We start from the raw sequence: 14,922 nt of genomic DNA, 5'->3' as shown, positions 1-14,922 counted from the left end.
CCGCAATGATCATCGATTGCCACGGCCATTACACCACCTCGCCGCCCGAGCACGAAGCATGGCGCGCCAAACAGATCGCAGCCTTGAAGGACGGTACGTCGGTGCCGCCCCGTCCGGTCATCACGGATGAACAGATTCGCGAGAGCATCGAGCGCGGACAGCTGCGCGTTCAGCGCGAACGTGGCACGGACCTCACCATCTTCTCGCCGCGCGCAGCCGGGATGGGCCACCATCTGGGCACGGAAGACGCGAATGCGCGCTGGTCGCAGGAATGCAACGACCTGATCCATCGCGTGTGCGGATTGTTTCCGCGCAACTTTGTCGGTGTCTGCCAGTTGCCGCAAGCGGTCGGTGCAGCGCCGGCGAATTGCATCGCCGAGTTGCGTCGGTGTGTGGAGGAACTGGGCTTTATCGGCTGCAATCTCAACCCCGATCCATCGGGTGGTCACTGGAACGGCTTACCGATGACCGACCGCTCGTGGTACCCGCTGTATGAAGCGATGGTTCAGCTCGACGTGCCGGCGATGATTCACGTGTCGTCATCGTGCAACCCGAATTTTCACGCTACGGGCGCGCACTACATCAATGGCGATACCTCCGTCTTCATGCAGTTGCTGAGCGCCGATCTGTTCGCCGATTTCCCGACGCTGCGCTTCATCATCCCGCACGGCGGCGGCGCGGTTCCGTATCACTGGGGACGCTATCGCGGCCTTGCTCAGGACATGAAGCGGCCGCTTCTCACCGAATACCTGATGAAAAACGTGTTCTTCGACACGTGCGTCTATCACCAGCCAGGCGCCGAGCTTCTCGCCAAGGTGATTCCGGTCGGGAACATCCTGTTTGCCTCGGAGACGATCGGAGCCGTGCAGGGCATCGATCCCGAGACGGGGCACTACTACGACGACACGCGGCGCTATATCGACGCGATTCCGTGGCTCACGCCCGCGGACCGGCAACGCATCTTCGAGGACAACGCGCGCGCGGTGTATGGGCGCCTGTCCAGTCAACTCGAACGCCAGCTTTCCTGAAAGGAGACTCCTGTGACGAACCCCATTGGATGGCACCACAACGAATCCGCGCCGCAAGCCAGCCCGCAGATTCTCGAGACGTTGCGTGGCCTGGCCGTTTCGCTGCTGAGCGACAACATGGCGCGCGCGAGCGGCACAGTCGGGCTGCAGCCCTATCACCGGCCCAAGCCGATGGCTGGAACCGCAGTGACGGTCCGCACGCGCGGTGGCGACAACCTCGCGATTCATCGCGCTTTCGATTTTTGCCGGCCGGGCGATGTGCTGGTGATCGACGGCGGCGGCGACCTTTCGCAGGCGCTGATGGGCGAGATCATGTCTAGCTTTGCCGAGAGCCTGGGGGTTCAAGGTCTGGTGATCGACGGTGCCATTCGCGACGTCGGCGCGCTTCGGCAGGGCGATTTCCCCGTGTATGCGCGTGGCGTGACACACCGCGGTCCGTACAAGAACGGGCCTGGTGAGATCAATGTGCCGGTGTCGGTGGGTGGCATGGTCGTGCATCCCGGCGACATCATCGTCGGCGATGAAGACGGTGTGCTGGCGATCCCGGTCGCCGAAGTCGAGGCGGTGATTGCTGGGGCGAAGAAGCAGGGGGAGAAGGAGGCTGCGGCCCTGCAATCTATCGCGAGAGGTGAGTTCGACCGCTCGTGGGTCGTTCCGCATGAAACGCGGATGATGGGCGGCTGAGCTTTGGAAAAACCGCCCGGCACGCGGCGCGGCGGCGGGCAGGTCAGGCCGCGTGCGCGCCGGTGCGTCACTGCGTACGGCACCGCGTAGGGTACGGCGCGTGGCGCCGCCCATCACCGTCCCTTCATTTACCCGTTGCCGCCGCGTCCGCATCGCCCTTGAACATGGTCCGCCAGTCGTCCTTCATATCGATCAGCAGCCAGCCCTTCACATTCGCTTCCTGCAGTCCCTTATCCAGCTTCCCGCTGCGTGCCGTCTGATCGTAGGCGTATTCGCGCTGCGCGTCGGTGTGATGCAGCAGCGCCGCAAAACGCGGACCGTTGCCGGAGGTGGTCCATTCGAGCATCGGCAGGTCGCCGTCGGCATTGCCGAACGCCATTAGCGGCCGGCGCCCGATCACGGCCTGAATGGTCTGCGCTTTCATCGCACCGTCGTTGAGCGTGTCGACCTGCGCGAGCCGTGTCAGTGTCGCCGTGCCGTTCGTCAGCCCGTACTGATAACGAACCGTGCTGCCGATCACGTCTTCAGGCGGCACGCCGTACATGCTCTGCGAGATCGTGCGAACGAATTCGACACTGTCGGCCGAGACGATGTACGTTCGGAAGCCATTGGCTCGCAGGTAAGCGAGCAACTCGACCATCGGCTGATACGCGAGCGCCGTATAGGGCCGGTTGAAGCGTGGGTCGCTCGCGGTGTCGAACCAGTCGTGCACCATCGAGGCGAAACTGTCCGTCGTCATACCCGCGTGGGTGGCAGCCAGCAGCTTCATCGCGCCGGCGTTGCCGCTGCTTGCTACCGGTTTCAGATTACCGCGCAGAATCGACCGGAACGGCTCCTGGCGCTTCCACTCAGGGTGATGCGGCGCAAGCGTCTTCACCTGTTGCAAGGTGAAGACGAGTTGCACGGAGGCCGGCTGTTCGACCCAGAGCGTGCCGTCCAGATTGAACACTGCAATCCGCTCGGCGCGCGGCACGAAATCCTTCGATTCGGGCGTCGTCACGCGGGTGACGAAATCGATGATCGAACGCTCCGCCGGCGTATCGTTCCACGATGCCATGGTCGAATTGCTGGAAGGCGCGCGGGCGGGACGCGACCCTTGCGTCCCGCCCGTGTGGGGCGTGGTCGTGCACGCGCAGAGAACGACGACGGTCAAGCCGATCCAGGATCTGCGCATCAAGCCAATCATGAAAGCCTCGTGAGTATGTGATGTCGTGCGGCGCTCGGTGCGCCGCTAGTCTTTTCGCGCCTACTAGATAGCACATCCGGCGCGTTTATTTAACGGTTTGCCACGTATTTTGCCGGCGCCGGGGGGCGGTGGACACCTGTGCGCCGAGTTCAGACCTTGGTTCGCCAGCCCTGGCCGGGTCACGACACGCTCCGGGAAAAATTGTTTTTATATTCGAATCAATTCCTTGAAATTGATGTCGCTATTTCAAAAGGAGATTTGTTTTGACCGTTTTAAGCATAATAAAAACTGGAAAGACAGGCTTTCGTTCGTGTTACAAATTTATTTCCATATTTTTTGAAAACGTTTGCTAGTATTTTCAGGCGATGACAGTGATTGACTACAACTCATGGCATCTATTTTTGGCCCCCGCGAGACTCGTCCGGGGCGTGCTTTGGCTTTCAGGCCATTCCCCCACGCGCAAGTGAGAAGGGGCCATCAGCGCTTGATCCAGCATTAACCGATTACCCGATTTAATAGTCAGACTTCTATTTGCGTCATGCAAATGGATACGCTCGTTTGTCCATTGCCGTAAAGCCGGGAAATCCAATGACCACGAAGCGATGTCTTGCAGCGAGTACGGTGTTGTGGGCGGCGGCATTCTCGTCAGGCGCTTATGCGCAGGCTTCGGCAGACGACGCCAACAAGAGCAATAACCCGCTGAATCTGGCGCCCTCATTCAACATCCAGGACTACTACACCCCGAGCCTGTTCGGCGTCGGCGGTCACACCAACGACCTGCTGCTGCGGCCGACCGTTCCGGTGGGGCCGCTCGGACCGATCGGAGTGCCGGAGATTTTCCGCGCCACGGTGCCGATCAGCACGCGCCCGGACCCGACCGGCGGCTACAACACGGGCCTCGGCGACATCAACCTGTTCGACATCTTTCTGCTGTCGCAATCGGACGTGCAGATTGGCGTCGGTCCACTGATCACCGCGCCCACGGCCACCGACCCCAGTCTCGGCACCGGCAAGTGGCAGGGCGGTCTGGCAGCGGTCGCCGTCAATGCGACCCCCGCGCATCTGCTCGGCGCGCTGGTTCAGTGGCAACACTCGTTTGCCGGTCAAAGCGGCCGGCCGACTACCCAGTCGCTTACTGCGCAGCCGTTCGCCATCTTCAACCTGCCCGGCGGCTGGTACATCCGTTCCACCGGTATCTGGAGCTTCGACCTGCAGCACGGCACGTACTACATCCCCGTCGGCCTTGGCGCGGGCAAGGCATGGAAGAGCGGTTCGACCATCTACAACGCGTTCATCGAACCGCAGTATTCCGTCGCCCATTCCGGTGCGGGCCTGCCGCAAGTGACGATTTTTGCCGGAATCAACCTGACGTTCGGCAAGTAGCCAACCTCCTCTGCGAGATGCCTATCCATGAAAATATCCAGGCTCCTGCGCCTTGGCGCGATATCGGCAGGGATGACGCTCATGACGCTGTCGCACCAGTACGCCGGTGCTCAGGCGAGCACCGCTGCAGCGACGATAATCGCATCACCCGAGGAGGCGCGCGGCATCGCCAAAGATGCGTACATCTACGCCTACCCGATGCTGTTCAACTACCAGACGCTGTACGAGCAGGTACTCGATCCCGGTTCTAAGTCTTACGTAGGCGGCTTCGGTAAATTCCGCAACTATTCCCATCCGTACGGTCCCGAGAACAAGGAGATCGTCACGCCGAACAACGACACGCCGTACTCGTGGGCGTGGCTCGATCTGCGTCGCGAGCCCTGGGTGCTGACGGTGCCGGCAGTGAAGGACGACCGCTACTATGTGTTCCAGTGGATCGACCTGTTCACGTATAACTTTGCCTATGTCGGCTCGCGGGCCACGGGCAACGGCGCGGGTCATTACCTGTTTGCAGGCCCCGACTGGCACGGCGATACCCCGAAGGGCATCGACAAGGTGTTCCGCTCGGAGACTGACATCATCCTCACCCTGGGCCGCACTGCCTTGAATGGCCCAGCCGATGTGAAGAATGTCCAGGCGATCCAGAAGCAATACCAGCTCACGCCGCTTTCCGCGTTCGAACATACGAGCGCACCGCCGCCCGCGCCGAAGGTCACGTTCCCGAAGTGGGATGAGGCGAAAGCGACCTCGATCGATTTCATCTCGTACCTGAATTTCATGCTGCAGTTCACGCAGCCGACGGCGCCATCTGAAGTGGATCTGATGCAGCGCTTCGCGAAGATCGGCATCGCACCGGGAGAGCCGTTCGATCCCGCCGCGCTACCTGCCGCGACGCGCGAGGCCATCGAACAGGGCGTCGCCGACGGCAAAGCGGCGCTGGCCGACGCCGAGAAACACACGACCAGCTCTTACGATCTCTTCGGCAGCCGGCAGGATCTGAACGGCGATTACATGAAACGCGCGGTAGCCGCCGGGATGGGCATTTACGGCAACACGAAAGAAGAAGCGGTCTACGTCGGCACACGTGTTAATGCCGATCACGAGCAATTGCTGGGCTCGCAACCTTACCTTATCCACTTCGACAAGAAAGACCTGCCGCCGGCGAAGTTCTTCTGGTCGATGACGATGTACGACCTGCCGGGGCGCCATCTGGTGGCGAACCCGATCAACCGCTATTCGATCGGCGACCGTACCAAGGGCATCAGATACAACCCCGACGGTTCGCTCGATATCTACGTCCAGCACACCACGCCCGGTGCTGATAAGGAGTCCAACTGGTTGCCCGCTCCCGAGGGTGCCTACAACGTGATTGCGCGCATCTATGGACCGGACGCGTCGGTATTCGACGGTACCTGGAAATTCCCGGCACCGCAAAAGCGATGAACTCAAATGGACGAGTCGGAGCCCGACATGAATAAGAAAGCTGCAACGTGGGTCACCGCGGCGGTGCTGGCGTCGCTCGCTAGCCCGATCCTGGCGCGAGCGCCGAGCGGTTCGCAGGCGCAGGCTGCAAGCGCGCTCTCAGTTCCGGGCCCGGTTCCAGGCTATGCCGTCTCGGAGGCCTACGCCCGGCTGGTGGCGCGCCAGACCTACTTCTGGGCGTGGCCGATGGTCAACGTCTACAACCGTCTGCTGGCCATGCAGAAGGTGCCGCAGTCGGGCCTGAATGGCGGAATCGTGCCGGTTGCGCCGCCTAACCACCTGTCGATGCTGCACGACTATATCGAGCCGCAGGAGCGCTTCGTCGCGTGTCCGAATCAGGATGTGGTGTACGGCTCGGCCATCTTCGATCTGAACCAGACGCCCGTAGTGGTGCAGGTACCGGATTTCGGCGAGCGCTTCTGGGTATATCAGGCCGTTGACTTGCGTACCGATGGCTTCGCCAGTCTCGGCAAGCTGTACGGTACGAAGCCGGGCTTCTATCTGTTCGTCGGGCCTGACTGGCATGGACAGGTGCCCAAGGGCATCCGCCAGGTGTTTCGCTCCGGCACGGCGGTGGGCAGCTTCATTCCGCGCGTATTCATGGACGACACACCGGAAGACCGGGTGGCCGTTCAGGCGGTCATCAGCAAGGTGGGTCTGTACCCGCTGAGCGAGTACGACGGCAAGATGAAGGTGACCGACTGGTCGAAGCTGCCGAGCTTCGGCTCGGGTGACGCGAGTGCCGAAGAGATCAAATGGGTCGACCCTGCAAAGTTCTGGGACGAACTGCCGACGGTGCTCGAGCAGACCCCGCCGCAACCTGGCGAGGAGGCGTTGTATGCCCAGGCGAAAGCGCTGCTGGCTGCCGCGCAGAAAGATCCTGCCATCAAGTCCGCGATCGTGGACGAGGCTGCGCAGACGGACGCCAGGCTGGTCGCGCCGCTCTTCAATTTCAACACGTTCGGCAAGCCTTTGCCTGCGCACTGGAACACCATCAGCAACGGTGCGGAATTCGGTACGGACTATTTCACGCGCACGGCGGTGGCGAAGTCGAACATTTTCGTCAACAAGCCCAACGAGACGAAATACTTCTATGCCGACTCCGACGCATCCGGCGCGCGCCTCAACGGCGCGCAGCGCTATACGGTCACTTTCCCGAAGGGGCAACTGCCGCCGGTCAAGGGCTTCTGGTCCTTGACGCTGTACAACGCGCATCACTTCTTCTCGCCGAACGATCAGAAGCGCTATTCACTGGGCACCAAGAACAAGAACCTGCAATACAACGACGACGGCTCGCTGACGATCTACGTGCAGAGTTCGACGCCGGGCGCCGGCAAGGAAGGCAACTGGCTGCCAGCGCCGGCCAACGAAGATTTCTCGCTTTACGTGCGGGCCTATTGGCCGGAACCGGCGGCGCTGGATGGCACGTGGACGCCACCCGGCGTTGTGCACGAAGCACAGTAGTAGATCGGGTTTAAGTTGGAAATGACATAAGGGATACGAAGTAAACAATAACGATGCGGGCAACTGTCCTGGCCACGGGAGGTCAGGCGAAATTTGTGAGGATCGCCATGAATAAGCGTCGTCTCGTGTTTCGCGGTGGTTATCTTGCCGCGCGGTTTTCTGCTGGCGCGTTTGCTGTCGCCGCCGCCGGCCTGGCTTTTTCACCGCGGGCGCTGGCGACTGAAGGCGGTGTCGGACGCCCCATCACCGGCATGCAGATCGCGCCGTATGCCGGTATCGTGCCACCCACGGACGACTGGATCATCTCGGTCACCTCGATCTACTACGAGGGCTCGCTTGGCGCGAGCAAGACGTTGCCGATCGCCGGGAAGGTCACGGCCGGCCTCGACTACCACATCTCGTACAACATCGTGAACGCGATCAAGACCTGGGGGATCACCGCAGGGGGGTGGAATTTTGCGTCGTCGTTTGGCGTGCCGCTGCAGTACACCGATGTTTCTTCCTTTCACGGCCGCTTGCCCGATGACCACGCCACGCAGTTTGCCGATATCTTCTTTACTCCGGTGGTGGCTGGTTATCACCTGACCAAGACCGACCACATCGCGTTGAGCGTGCAGATCTATGCGCCCACCGGGGCGTACAACACCAGCCGGCTCGCCAACGCCGGGCAGAATACGTGGACGTTCACGCCGACCTTCGCGTACACCAGGTTGCTGCCGAAAGAGAACATCGAGCTGTCGTTGAATTACGGGGTCGAGTTCTACACCGTCAATGACCAGACGCAATATCACAACGCACCGATCAGCGTGCTCGATCTGCTGGCGCTCAAGCGCTTCGGTTCGGGCTGGGGTGTCGGCGTGGTGGGTGGCTATATCCAGCAGTTCGGTCACGACAGCGGCGGGATCGCGGACTTCGTGGGCGGGGCCGAAGGGCATTCGGTGGGCATCGGGCCGATGGTCACGTGGAACGGCAAGATCAGCAAAACCCCGGTCGGCGCGACGCTGCGCTGGGTGAATGAATTCAATGTGAGCAACCGGCCGAAGGGGAATTCCGTGGAATTGTCGTTGAATGCCACGTTCCAGTAGGGGGGGCGCCGCGGGCCGGTACGCCACATCCAGACCGGGCACGACTGGGCCTCGAACCACGATGATTTGCGCCCGTCAGCAAGGCGTATCGGAGAGCACCCCCGTTCTCGTCTCATCGCCCAAATTAGACCCAAATCTGCCGTCAGTTTGACGACTGGCAGCGCCTGGGTCTCGGCCATACTACGGAGAATGCAGATTGGTATGGGCTGGCGACGCGTGGGCGGAAGCTCCAGTTAGCGGTCGCTGATTGAGTTGCGGGGAGCAACAATGACGACGAACGGTCAGGTGGAGATGAACGCGAATATTTTTCAGGTCTTCCATGACGAGTCTGAGCGTCAACGGCTGGATCATGGTTTCAGCGAACTGGACAATAGCGCGAGTCTCAAGCCGGAATGGCGCGAGTACTCGGCCATTCGCGATTTCTTCCTGAACCGCGCCGTAGATGAGAACGAACTCTACGGTTTCCTTTCGCCGGACTTCGCCGATAAAACCGGACTCACCGCACAGGGCGTGCATGAATTTATCAGCAGCAATCCTGATGGGGAGGTGTACACCTTTTCGCCATCCCTTCAGGACAGCGCGTGCTATCTGAATGTGTTCGAGCAGGGTAATCGTCTTTACCCGGGTCTCGTCGAGGCGGCCGAAATCTATCTGCAGGCCGTGGGCCTTGACGTTGATCTGCGAACGCTGTCGATGGATTCCCGCTCCACGGTGCATTTCAATTATTTCGTCGCCAGGCCGTCCTTTTGGCGGACATGGTTTGCGCTCACGGAAAAGCTCTACGACCTTTTCGAAGGCGACGACGCCACGTTCCGCGCGCAATTCCGTGCGCGTGTGCCGAATCGCCCGCAGGTTGCGATGCAGGTGCTGCTCCTCGAGCGGATCGCGTCTCTTGTGCTGACATTGTGTCCAGACATCAAGGTTTGCGCCTACGACGCGAATCTGATGCCCTCGTCGAATCCCGTCTATCGGACCTATGACGATCAACTGGTGTTTCTCAACGATCTGAAGGTGCAGTATCAGTCGGCACCGGAGAAAAGTCGGCTGGACAGTTTCTACGCACTTCGAGGGGCTGTCCTGCAGGTGTGCGAGGGCAAACGGCTGGCACGGGCGAAGGACGGGTTTCTGGAAACCCCGCTGCGGGCTTCGCACGATATGCTGTATGTCTGCTTCACTCACGTGGCGAAGCCGGTTGAGTACCCTTCGTATGTTTCGACGTTTTCTCTGGGCGGAGCTCAGGGGCCAGGTAAGACCAATCTGCGCGATCTCGCGCCCGAGTGGGAACCGTATCACCCGCAACTAGGCGGAGTCGCCGGCAGCTTCGCGCTGAAAAACTATATCGTCGAAAATCAGATTCAGGCGCGGCATGTCGGCATTTGCCAGTACCGGAAATTTGTCACTGCGACGCGGATCGACGCGACACCTGGCAAGGCTATTCAGGTGGGCGATAGCTGGGACTGTCACGCGCTTGACGATGTGCCGCTTGCCGAACTCATGGCGCCCGGCGAGCGCGACTTCCTCCTTGTGAGGCCAGCGTTGCTCGAAGGCGGATGCCTGAACCAGTACAACAAATTTCACCTCGTGCAGGACTTCCTGCGTTTTGCGGCAGAGGCGGTGGAACTCGGCGTGCTGCAGCCGGTCGATGTGCCGAAGTTCGTTAATGGCGAGGTGTTCATCGTAGGCGGCATCGAGCTGGGCGTTTTTCCCATGGATTTCTGGGTACGCACCATGACGTCGATCGAATCGGTCGTGCGGGCATGCTTCGCACGCTTTCCTGGAAAGCGGCCGGGTTACCAGGCGCGCGCCTGGGCGTTTTGCGCAGAACGGCTAGGTAGCTACCTTCTGTTGAAGCATCTCACCGCGACCTACGACGCAAAGGTCTGGGAGCAGAAGTTCATTGGCCAGCTCAACCTGGTGACTGGCGATCGCCGCACCATGCACGTGGCTTGAAACAGATAGAACGAACCCCCGGCCACTTTTTCAGACCATACGTATGGCAGATAACCCGTTAAGCGCACTGTCCATAGCGGGCGCATTTGTAGCCCAAAGCACGCCGAGGGGCGACGCCCGCGGCAGCTTCATGCGGCTATTCTGTGCGAACGATTTCGCAGAGGCTCACGGTGCGCGGCAGATCGTACAGATCAACTGGTCGCACACGGCCCTGGCCGGCACGGTGAGGGGATTGCATTTTCAGCACGGTGCCGACGCGGATGCGAAGTGGGTTCGGTGCGTAGAAGGCCGCGTGTGGGACGTGATCGTCGATCTCCGCCCCGACAGCGCCACGTTTATGCAATGGGAAGCCGTGGAATTGTCCCCGGAGAATTGCCGGGCCGTGTTCATTCCGGAAGGATGCGCACATGGCTTTCAGAGCCTCGAGCCCGACAGCCGCCTGCTGTATCTGCACACCGCCTTTTACAAGCCGGCGGCCGAGCGGGGCGTTGCCTTCGATGATCCTCAACTCGCCATTGCATGGCCACGCGAGGTGACGCTGCTGTCGGATCGGGATCGCGCGCTGCCAACGGTGCAGACGTTATTCGGTCAGGCGGCGGGCTAAGCCGCCGCACCGTTCGCGTCACAGATACCTGACGCGAGGCAACGCTACCGCGAATCGCACCTCTGAACCGAGCACCGGCTTCTGTTGTGCGACGACCTCATCCGAGATATTCCACGGCAGGATCAATACCACTTCCGGTTTCGCACGGGCGAGTTCTGCCGGCGAGATGATCGGGATGTGGCTGCCGGGCATGAATTTGCCCTGCTTGGACGGTGCCGCATCGCACACATAAGGCAGCAGATCCGGTTTTACGCCGGCATAGTTGAGGAACGTGTTGCCCTTCGCTGCTGCTCCATAGGCGCCGACTTTGGTCCCTGCATCCTTGCAGTCGAGCAGAAAGCGTAGCAGACCGTTCTTGGCTTCGTCGACGCGTTGCTGGAAATCCCGATAGGTGTCGAGCCGCGTGATGCCGCGCTCCTGTTCGAGCGCGCGAATGCGTTCGACGGAAACGTCATCCACGCGTGGATCGTCAGCATGACAACCGAATACGCGCAGACTTCCGCCGTGCGTTTTCAGCTGATCGGCGCGGCAGACGCGCAGGCCCGCCGCGTGGAAAATATGTTCGACGGCCTGCAGCGAAAAATACGAAAAGTGCTCGTGATAAACGGTATCGAACTGCACTTCGTCGATCAGGTTGACGAGATGCGGAAACTCCAGCGTGATGGTGCCGCCGGGTTTCAGCACAGTCTTCAGACCCTTGGTGAAGTCGTTGACATCCGGCACATGGGCGAACACGTTGTTGCCAACGATCAGATCCGCCAGTTGACCACGTTCGACCAACGTACGCGACAGTTGCTCGCCAAAGAATTCGCGTAGCACCGGAACGCCGAGTTCCTCCGCGCGTGCCGCTGTACTCGCGGTCGGTTCGATGCCCAGACAAGGGATCTGCGCTGCGACGAAATTGCGCAACAGGTAGCCGTCGTTCGACGCCACCTCGATCACAAACGAGTCGCGGCCGAGCGACAGCTCTTCGGTGATCGACGCAGCGTAGTGCCGCGCATGCGCCAGCCAGCTTTCCGATACCGAAGAGAAGTACGCATAGTCCGCATCGAACAGCGCCTCGCGCGCGGCGTAATCTTCCGTCTGCACGAGCCAGCAGGCATCGCAGACAAAAAGCTTGAGCGGATAGTAGCGTTCCGGCCGCGTCAGATCGGCCTCGGTCAGATAGGCATTCGAAGGCGGTGCGAAGCCGAGATCGAGAAACGGGAACGTAAGGGGTTGACCACAGTGGCGGCAGTTCAAGACTTCAATCCTCGCAATTACCCGGCAGCGAACGTGGCCCCATGGGCCGTCATCCTGCCGATCCTGGCTTCGTATTGCCCGATCTGTTCGAGCGTGATGTGTCGCACGCTTTCGCCGCGTTGCCGCGCGCGGTGCCACTGCGCAATCCAGACGAGCGCTTCTTCCAGTTTGAGCAGCGACTCCCAACCGAGCTCGCCGCGCGCCTTGCTGGCGTCAAGCAGCAGGAGGCCGGCTTCGTGCGGAGCGTCGGCTTCTTGCTGTACGACGAAACTCGCGCCTTCGCCGAGCGCGGAGGTCAATGCCTCGGCGATCTCGTCGACGGCTCGCATATCGTCGGGACGCGGCCCGAAATTCCACGCGCCCGAGTAGTGCTCAGGCTGAGCATGCAGACGTTCGGCAAGCGCCAGATATCCTGCAAGCGGTTCAAGCACGTGCTGCCACGGCCTCACTGCGTGAGGGCGGCGCACGATAGCCGGTTCGCCACGGTCGAACGCGCGCAGCAGATCCGGCACCAGCCGGTCGACTGCCCAATCGCCGCCGCCGATGACATTGCCGGCCCGTGCACTAGCGATTCCAGCGCGCGTTGCAGTGCCGTCACTGTGGCCGTGGCCGTGTGCGAAAAACGATTGCCGGAACGCCGCTGTCACGAGTTCCGAGCAGGCCTTGCTGTTGCTATACGGATCGCGGCCGCCGAGCGTGTCGCTTTCAATATACGCGCGGCGCGTCTCGAGATTCTCGTAGCATTTGTCCGTTGTGACGTTGACCACGGCGCGCACGCTCTCGACATGACGCGCGGCATCGAGCACGTGGACGGTGCCCATCACATTCGTCGAATAGGTTTCGACCGGGTCCGCATACGATTGCCGGACCAGCGACTGCGCGGCGAGGTGGAAGACGACCTCAGGGCGCGCATGCTGTATCGCGTTGCGCAGCGCAGCCGCATCGCGCACGTCGCCCACAATGTGTTGGATTTCACGCGCGACTTCGGCCTCTTCGAACAGGGACGGCTGCGTCGGCGCATCGAGCGAGAACCCGGTCACCTGCGCGCCAAGCCGCTGCAACCAGAGGCACAGCCAGCTTCCCTTGAATCCGGTATGGCCGGTCACGAAGACCCTGCGTCCGGACCAGAAACTCGGCGTCATCATCACCAGGTCTTCCATGGCGCGTTGCCGGTCGCCCAGATCGCGTCGAGTTGCATCTTGTCGCGCAGCGTATCCATCGGTTGCCAGAAGCCGTCGTGCCGATACGTCTGCAGTTCGCCCGCTGAGGCGAGTTGTTGCATCGGCTTGTCTTCCCAGGGCATCGAGTCGCCTTCGATGAAGTCGAGTACGCGCGGCGAAACCACGAAGTAGCCGCCGTTGATCCACGAAGAGCCATCCTGCGGCTTTTCCGCGAAGCCGACTACGGCGTTTTCGTCTTCTGCGAACTGCAGGACACCATAACGTCCCGGCGGTTGCACGCCGGTCACGGTCGCGAGACGGCCGTGGCGCTTGTGGAACTGCACCAGTTCGGTGATGTTGACGTCGCCTACGCCGTCGCCGTATGTAAAGCAGAACGCCTGCTCGTCCCGCAGCAGGTGCGATGCGCGTTTCAGACGGCCGCCTGTCATCGAGTGTTCGCCGGTGTCGAGCAGCGTGACGCGCCATGGTTCGGCGTAGCGCTGGTGTACCTCCATGCTGTTGTTCGCAAGGTCGAAGGTGACGTCGGACGAATGCAGGAAGTAGTTGGCGAAATACTCCTTGATGACATAGCCCTTGTAGCCGCAGCAGATGATGAAGTCCGTCATGCCATGTGAGGCGTAGATCTTCATGATGTGCCAGAGAATCGGCCGGTCGCCGACGGTTACCATCGGCTTGGGCCGGGACTGCGTCTCTTCGGACAGTCGCGAGCCGAGCCCGCCAGCGAGAATCACGACTTTCATGTTGGTTCGCTTGATGAGAATGACGATTGAGCCGTACCTGAGTCCTTCAGTGCGCGCTCGAGTTTGTCTCGCGCGCCCCAGAAAGCCATGGGCTCGTAGTCAGGGTAAGGATAGTGGCCGAGTTCGAGCGCAATCTTCGCTTGGCGCTCCTGCAGGAATTGCTCGACGAGGCTGCGCACGGAACGCGGTGTGCCGGAACAGACGTTGACGATTCCGACGTTCTGCTGCCTGAGCGCCAGTGCGACCAGTTTTGCCGCGACCTCATTCACGGGAAGGTAGTCGCGCAACTGTTCGCCACCCGACATCCTGAAGCTTGCTTCACCTTGCGCAACGGCTTTCTCGAGTTGCGGAAGCAGGGACGTAGCGGCTTGCCCTTCGCCATGCATGAAGAACAGACGGGCCCACGTTAGCGCGAAGCTGGACTCGCCATTGCGCTGCAGATATTCGAGCTGCCGACGCAGCGCATCTTTGGCGAATCCATACGGCGTGATGGGCGATGTCGGGTCCGTCTCGCTGAGTGCGCCGCTGCGCAATCCATATTCGAGGCACGTGCCGGCAACCAGCAACGACTTCAGGCCGGCCGCGCTCAGTTGCCGAAGGAATGCATAGTGCGCCGGGAGCTCCACTTCGAAATGACGCAGCGCGCGATAGTTCGGCAGACCGCCCCACGCGAGGTGAATCAATACGTCAGGCTTCCCAAGCAATTCAAATGCATTGGGCGGCGCCGACGCGACGTCGAGTGTCACCCATCTGACGTTGCGGATCTGTGGCGTATCCGGGCGCTCGCCTCGAACTGTCGCGACGACTTCGATGTCATGCGCGGCGAGTGCGGTGAGTACGTGTCGGCCGACAAATCCTGTGGCGCCGGTGATTGCGACTTTGATCATCGTGCG

General features: G+C 61.1%; 14 protein-coding genes. 9 read left to right on the top strand and 5 right to left on the bottom strand.

The genetic code is table 11. The features are described 5' to 3' along the window. The first annotated feature begins 5 nt into the window (after window positions 1–5). Together BUS06_RS02880 and BUS06_RS02875 are read left to right on the top strand one after the other, a co-directional pair. On the top strand, window positions 6–1,028 hold the full coding sequence (locus BUS06_RS02880) for an amidohydrolase family protein (RefSeq protein WP_074262902.1): 1,023 nt from the start codon (window positions 6–8) through the stop codon (window positions 1,026–1,028). A gap of 12 nt (window positions 1,029–1,040) precedes the next feature. Beyond that, complete coding sequence (locus BUS06_RS02875) at window positions 1,041–1,712, top strand: RraA family protein (protein ID WP_074262901.1); 672 nt, start codon at window positions 1,041–1,043, stop codon at window positions 1,710–1,712. A 124-nt stretch (window positions 1,713–1,836) separates the two neighbouring features. On the opposite strand, the gene BUS06_RS02870 is transcribed toward BUS06_RS02875, so the two are convergent. Next, complete coding sequence (locus BUS06_RS02870) at window positions 1,837–2,769, bottom strand: HAD family hydrolase (RefSeq protein WP_254368730.1); 933 nt, start codon at window positions 2,767–2,769, stop codon at window positions 1,837–1,839. On the opposite strand from BUS06_RS02870, the gene BUS06_RS38115 reads away from it, so the two are divergent. The 7 genes from BUS06_RS38115 (at window position 2,768) to BUS06_RS02840 (ending at window position 10,866) form a co-directional block, all read left to right on the top strand. Then, a complete protein-coding gene (locus BUS06_RS38115; RefSeq protein ID WP_254368728.1) occupies window positions 2,768–2,911 on the top strand; it encodes a hypothetical protein in 144 nt (47 codons plus the stop codon). The genes BUS06_RS02870 and BUS06_RS38115 overlap by 2 nt on opposite strands. A gap of 575 nt (window positions 2,912–3,486) precedes the next feature. Then, window positions 3,487–4,281, top strand: a complete 795-nt coding sequence (locus tag BUS06_RS02865) for a hypothetical protein (protein ID WP_074262899.1) — start codon at window positions 3,487–3,489, stop codon at window positions 4,279–4,281. 81 nt (window positions 4,282–4,362) lie between these two features. Next, window positions 4,363–5,724 (top strand): DUF1254 domain-containing protein, encoded by a 1,362-nt coding sequence (locus tag BUS06_RS02860; protein WP_074265879.1) that lies wholly within the window; start codon window positions 4,363–4,365, stop codon window positions 5,722–5,724. Window positions 5,725–5,751: 27 nt separating this feature from the next. Then, window positions 5,752–7,227 (top strand): DUF1254 domain-containing protein, encoded by a 1,476-nt coding sequence (locus BUS06_RS02855; RefSeq protein WP_074265878.1) that lies wholly within the window; start codon window positions 5,752–5,754, stop codon window positions 7,225–7,227. 107 nt (window positions 7,228–7,334) lie between these two features. Further along, window positions 7,335–8,312, top strand: coding sequence for a SphA family protein (locus BUS06_RS02850; RefSeq protein ID WP_083611335.1), 978 nt, complete (start codon window positions 7,335–7,337; stop codon window positions 8,310–8,312). A 267-nt stretch (window positions 8,313–8,579) separates the two neighbouring features. Then, window positions 8,580–10,262, top strand: a complete 1,683-nt coding sequence (locus BUS06_RS02845) for a hypothetical protein (protein ID WP_074262898.1) — start codon at window positions 8,580–8,582, stop codon at window positions 10,260–10,262. A 43-nt stretch (window positions 10,263–10,305) separates the two neighbouring features. Then, on the top strand, window positions 10,306–10,866 hold the full coding sequence (locus BUS06_RS02840) for a dTDP-4-dehydrorhamnose 3,5-epimerase family protein (protein WP_074262897.1): 561 nt from the start codon (window positions 10,306–10,308) through the stop codon (window positions 10,864–10,866). An 18-nt stretch (window positions 10,867–10,884) separates the two neighbouring features. On the opposite strand, the gene BUS06_RS02835 is transcribed toward BUS06_RS02840, so the two are convergent. The 4 genes from BUS06_RS02835 to BUS06_RS02820 are packed head-to-tail and all read right to left on the bottom strand — an operon-like array spanning window position 10,885 to window position 14,916. Then, window positions 10,885–12,108, bottom strand: a complete 1,224-nt coding sequence (locus BUS06_RS02835; protein ID WP_074262896.1) for a class I SAM-dependent methyltransferase — start codon at window positions 12,106–12,108, stop codon at window positions 10,885–10,887. 17 nt (window positions 12,109–12,125) lie between these two features. After that, window positions 12,126–13,268 carry a CDP-glucose 4,6-dehydratase gene (rfbG, locus tag BUS06_RS02830; protein WP_254368727.1) on the bottom strand — a complete coding sequence of 381 codons (1,143 nt, stop codon included), beginning with the start codon at window positions 13,266–13,268 and terminating at the stop codon, window positions 12,126–12,128. After that, window positions 13,253–14,029, bottom strand: coding sequence for a glucose-1-phosphate cytidylyltransferase (gene rfbF / locus BUS06_RS02825; RefSeq protein WP_074262895.1), 777 nt, complete (start codon window positions 14,027–14,029; stop codon window positions 13,253–13,255). The genes rfbG and rfbF overlap by 16 nt, the downstream gene beginning before the upstream one ends. Beyond that, entirely contained in the window at window positions 14,026–14,916 is an 891-nt protein-coding gene (locus BUS06_RS02820) for an NAD-dependent epimerase/dehydratase family protein (protein ID WP_254368725.1), read from the bottom strand. The genes rfbF and BUS06_RS02820 overlap by 4 nt, the downstream gene beginning before the upstream one ends. Between the last annotated feature and the right edge of the window lie 6 nt (window positions 14,917–14,922).

Source organism: Paraburkholderia phenazinium (assembly GCF_900141745.1).
GTDB lineage: Bacteria > Pseudomonadota > Gammaproteobacteria > Burkholderiales > Burkholderiaceae > Paraburkholderia > Paraburkholderia phenazinium_B.
The sequence above is the reverse complement of the archived record's forward strand: the minus strand, read 5'-3'. Positions and strand labels throughout refer to the sequence as shown.

Coding starts and splice junctions, on each gene's coding strand:
- BUS06_RS02880 (WP_074262902.1), top strand. CDS start 6: ATGATCATCGATTGCCACGGCCATTACACCACCTCGCCGCCCGAGCAC.
- BUS06_RS38115 (WP_254368728.1), top strand. CDS start 2,768: ATGGTCGAATTGCTGGAAGGCGCGCGGGCGGGACGCGACCCTTGCGTC.
- BUS06_RS02870 (WP_254368730.1), bottom strand. CDS start 2,769: ATGGCATCGTGGAACGATACGCCGGCGGAGCGTTCGATCATCGATTTC.
- BUS06_RS02865 (WP_074262899.1), top strand. CDS start 3,487: ATGACCACGAAGCGATGTCTTGCAGCGAGTACGGTGTTGTGGGCGGCG.
- BUS06_RS02860 (WP_074265879.1), top strand. CDS start 4,363: ATGACGCTGTCGCACCAGTACGCCGGTGCTCAGGCGAGCACCGCTGCA.
- BUS06_RS02855 (WP_074265878.1), top strand. CDS start 5,752: ATGAATAAGAAAGCTGCAACGTGGGTCACCGCGGCGGTGCTGGCGTCG.
- BUS06_RS02850 (WP_083611335.1), top strand. CDS start 7,335: ATGAATAAGCGTCGTCTCGTGTTTCGCGGTGGTTATCTTGCCGCGCGG.
- BUS06_RS02845 (WP_074262898.1), top strand. CDS start 8,580: ATGACGACGAACGGTCAGGTGGAGATGAACGCGAATATTTTTCAGGTC.
- BUS06_RS02840 (WP_074262897.1), top strand. CDS start 10,306: ATGGCAGATAACCCGTTAAGCGCACTGTCCATAGCGGGCGCATTTGTA.
- rfbG (WP_254368727.1), bottom strand. CDS start 13,268: ATGGAAGACCTGGTGATGATGACGCCGAGTTTCTGGTCCGGACGCAGG.
- rfbF (WP_074262895.1), bottom strand. CDS start 14,029: ATGAAAGTCGTGATTCTCGCTGGCGGGCTCGGCTCGCGACTGTCCGAA.
- BUS06_RS02820 (WP_254368725.1), bottom strand. CDS start 14,916: ATGATCAAAGTCGCAATCACCGGCGCCACAGGATTTGTCGGCCGACAC.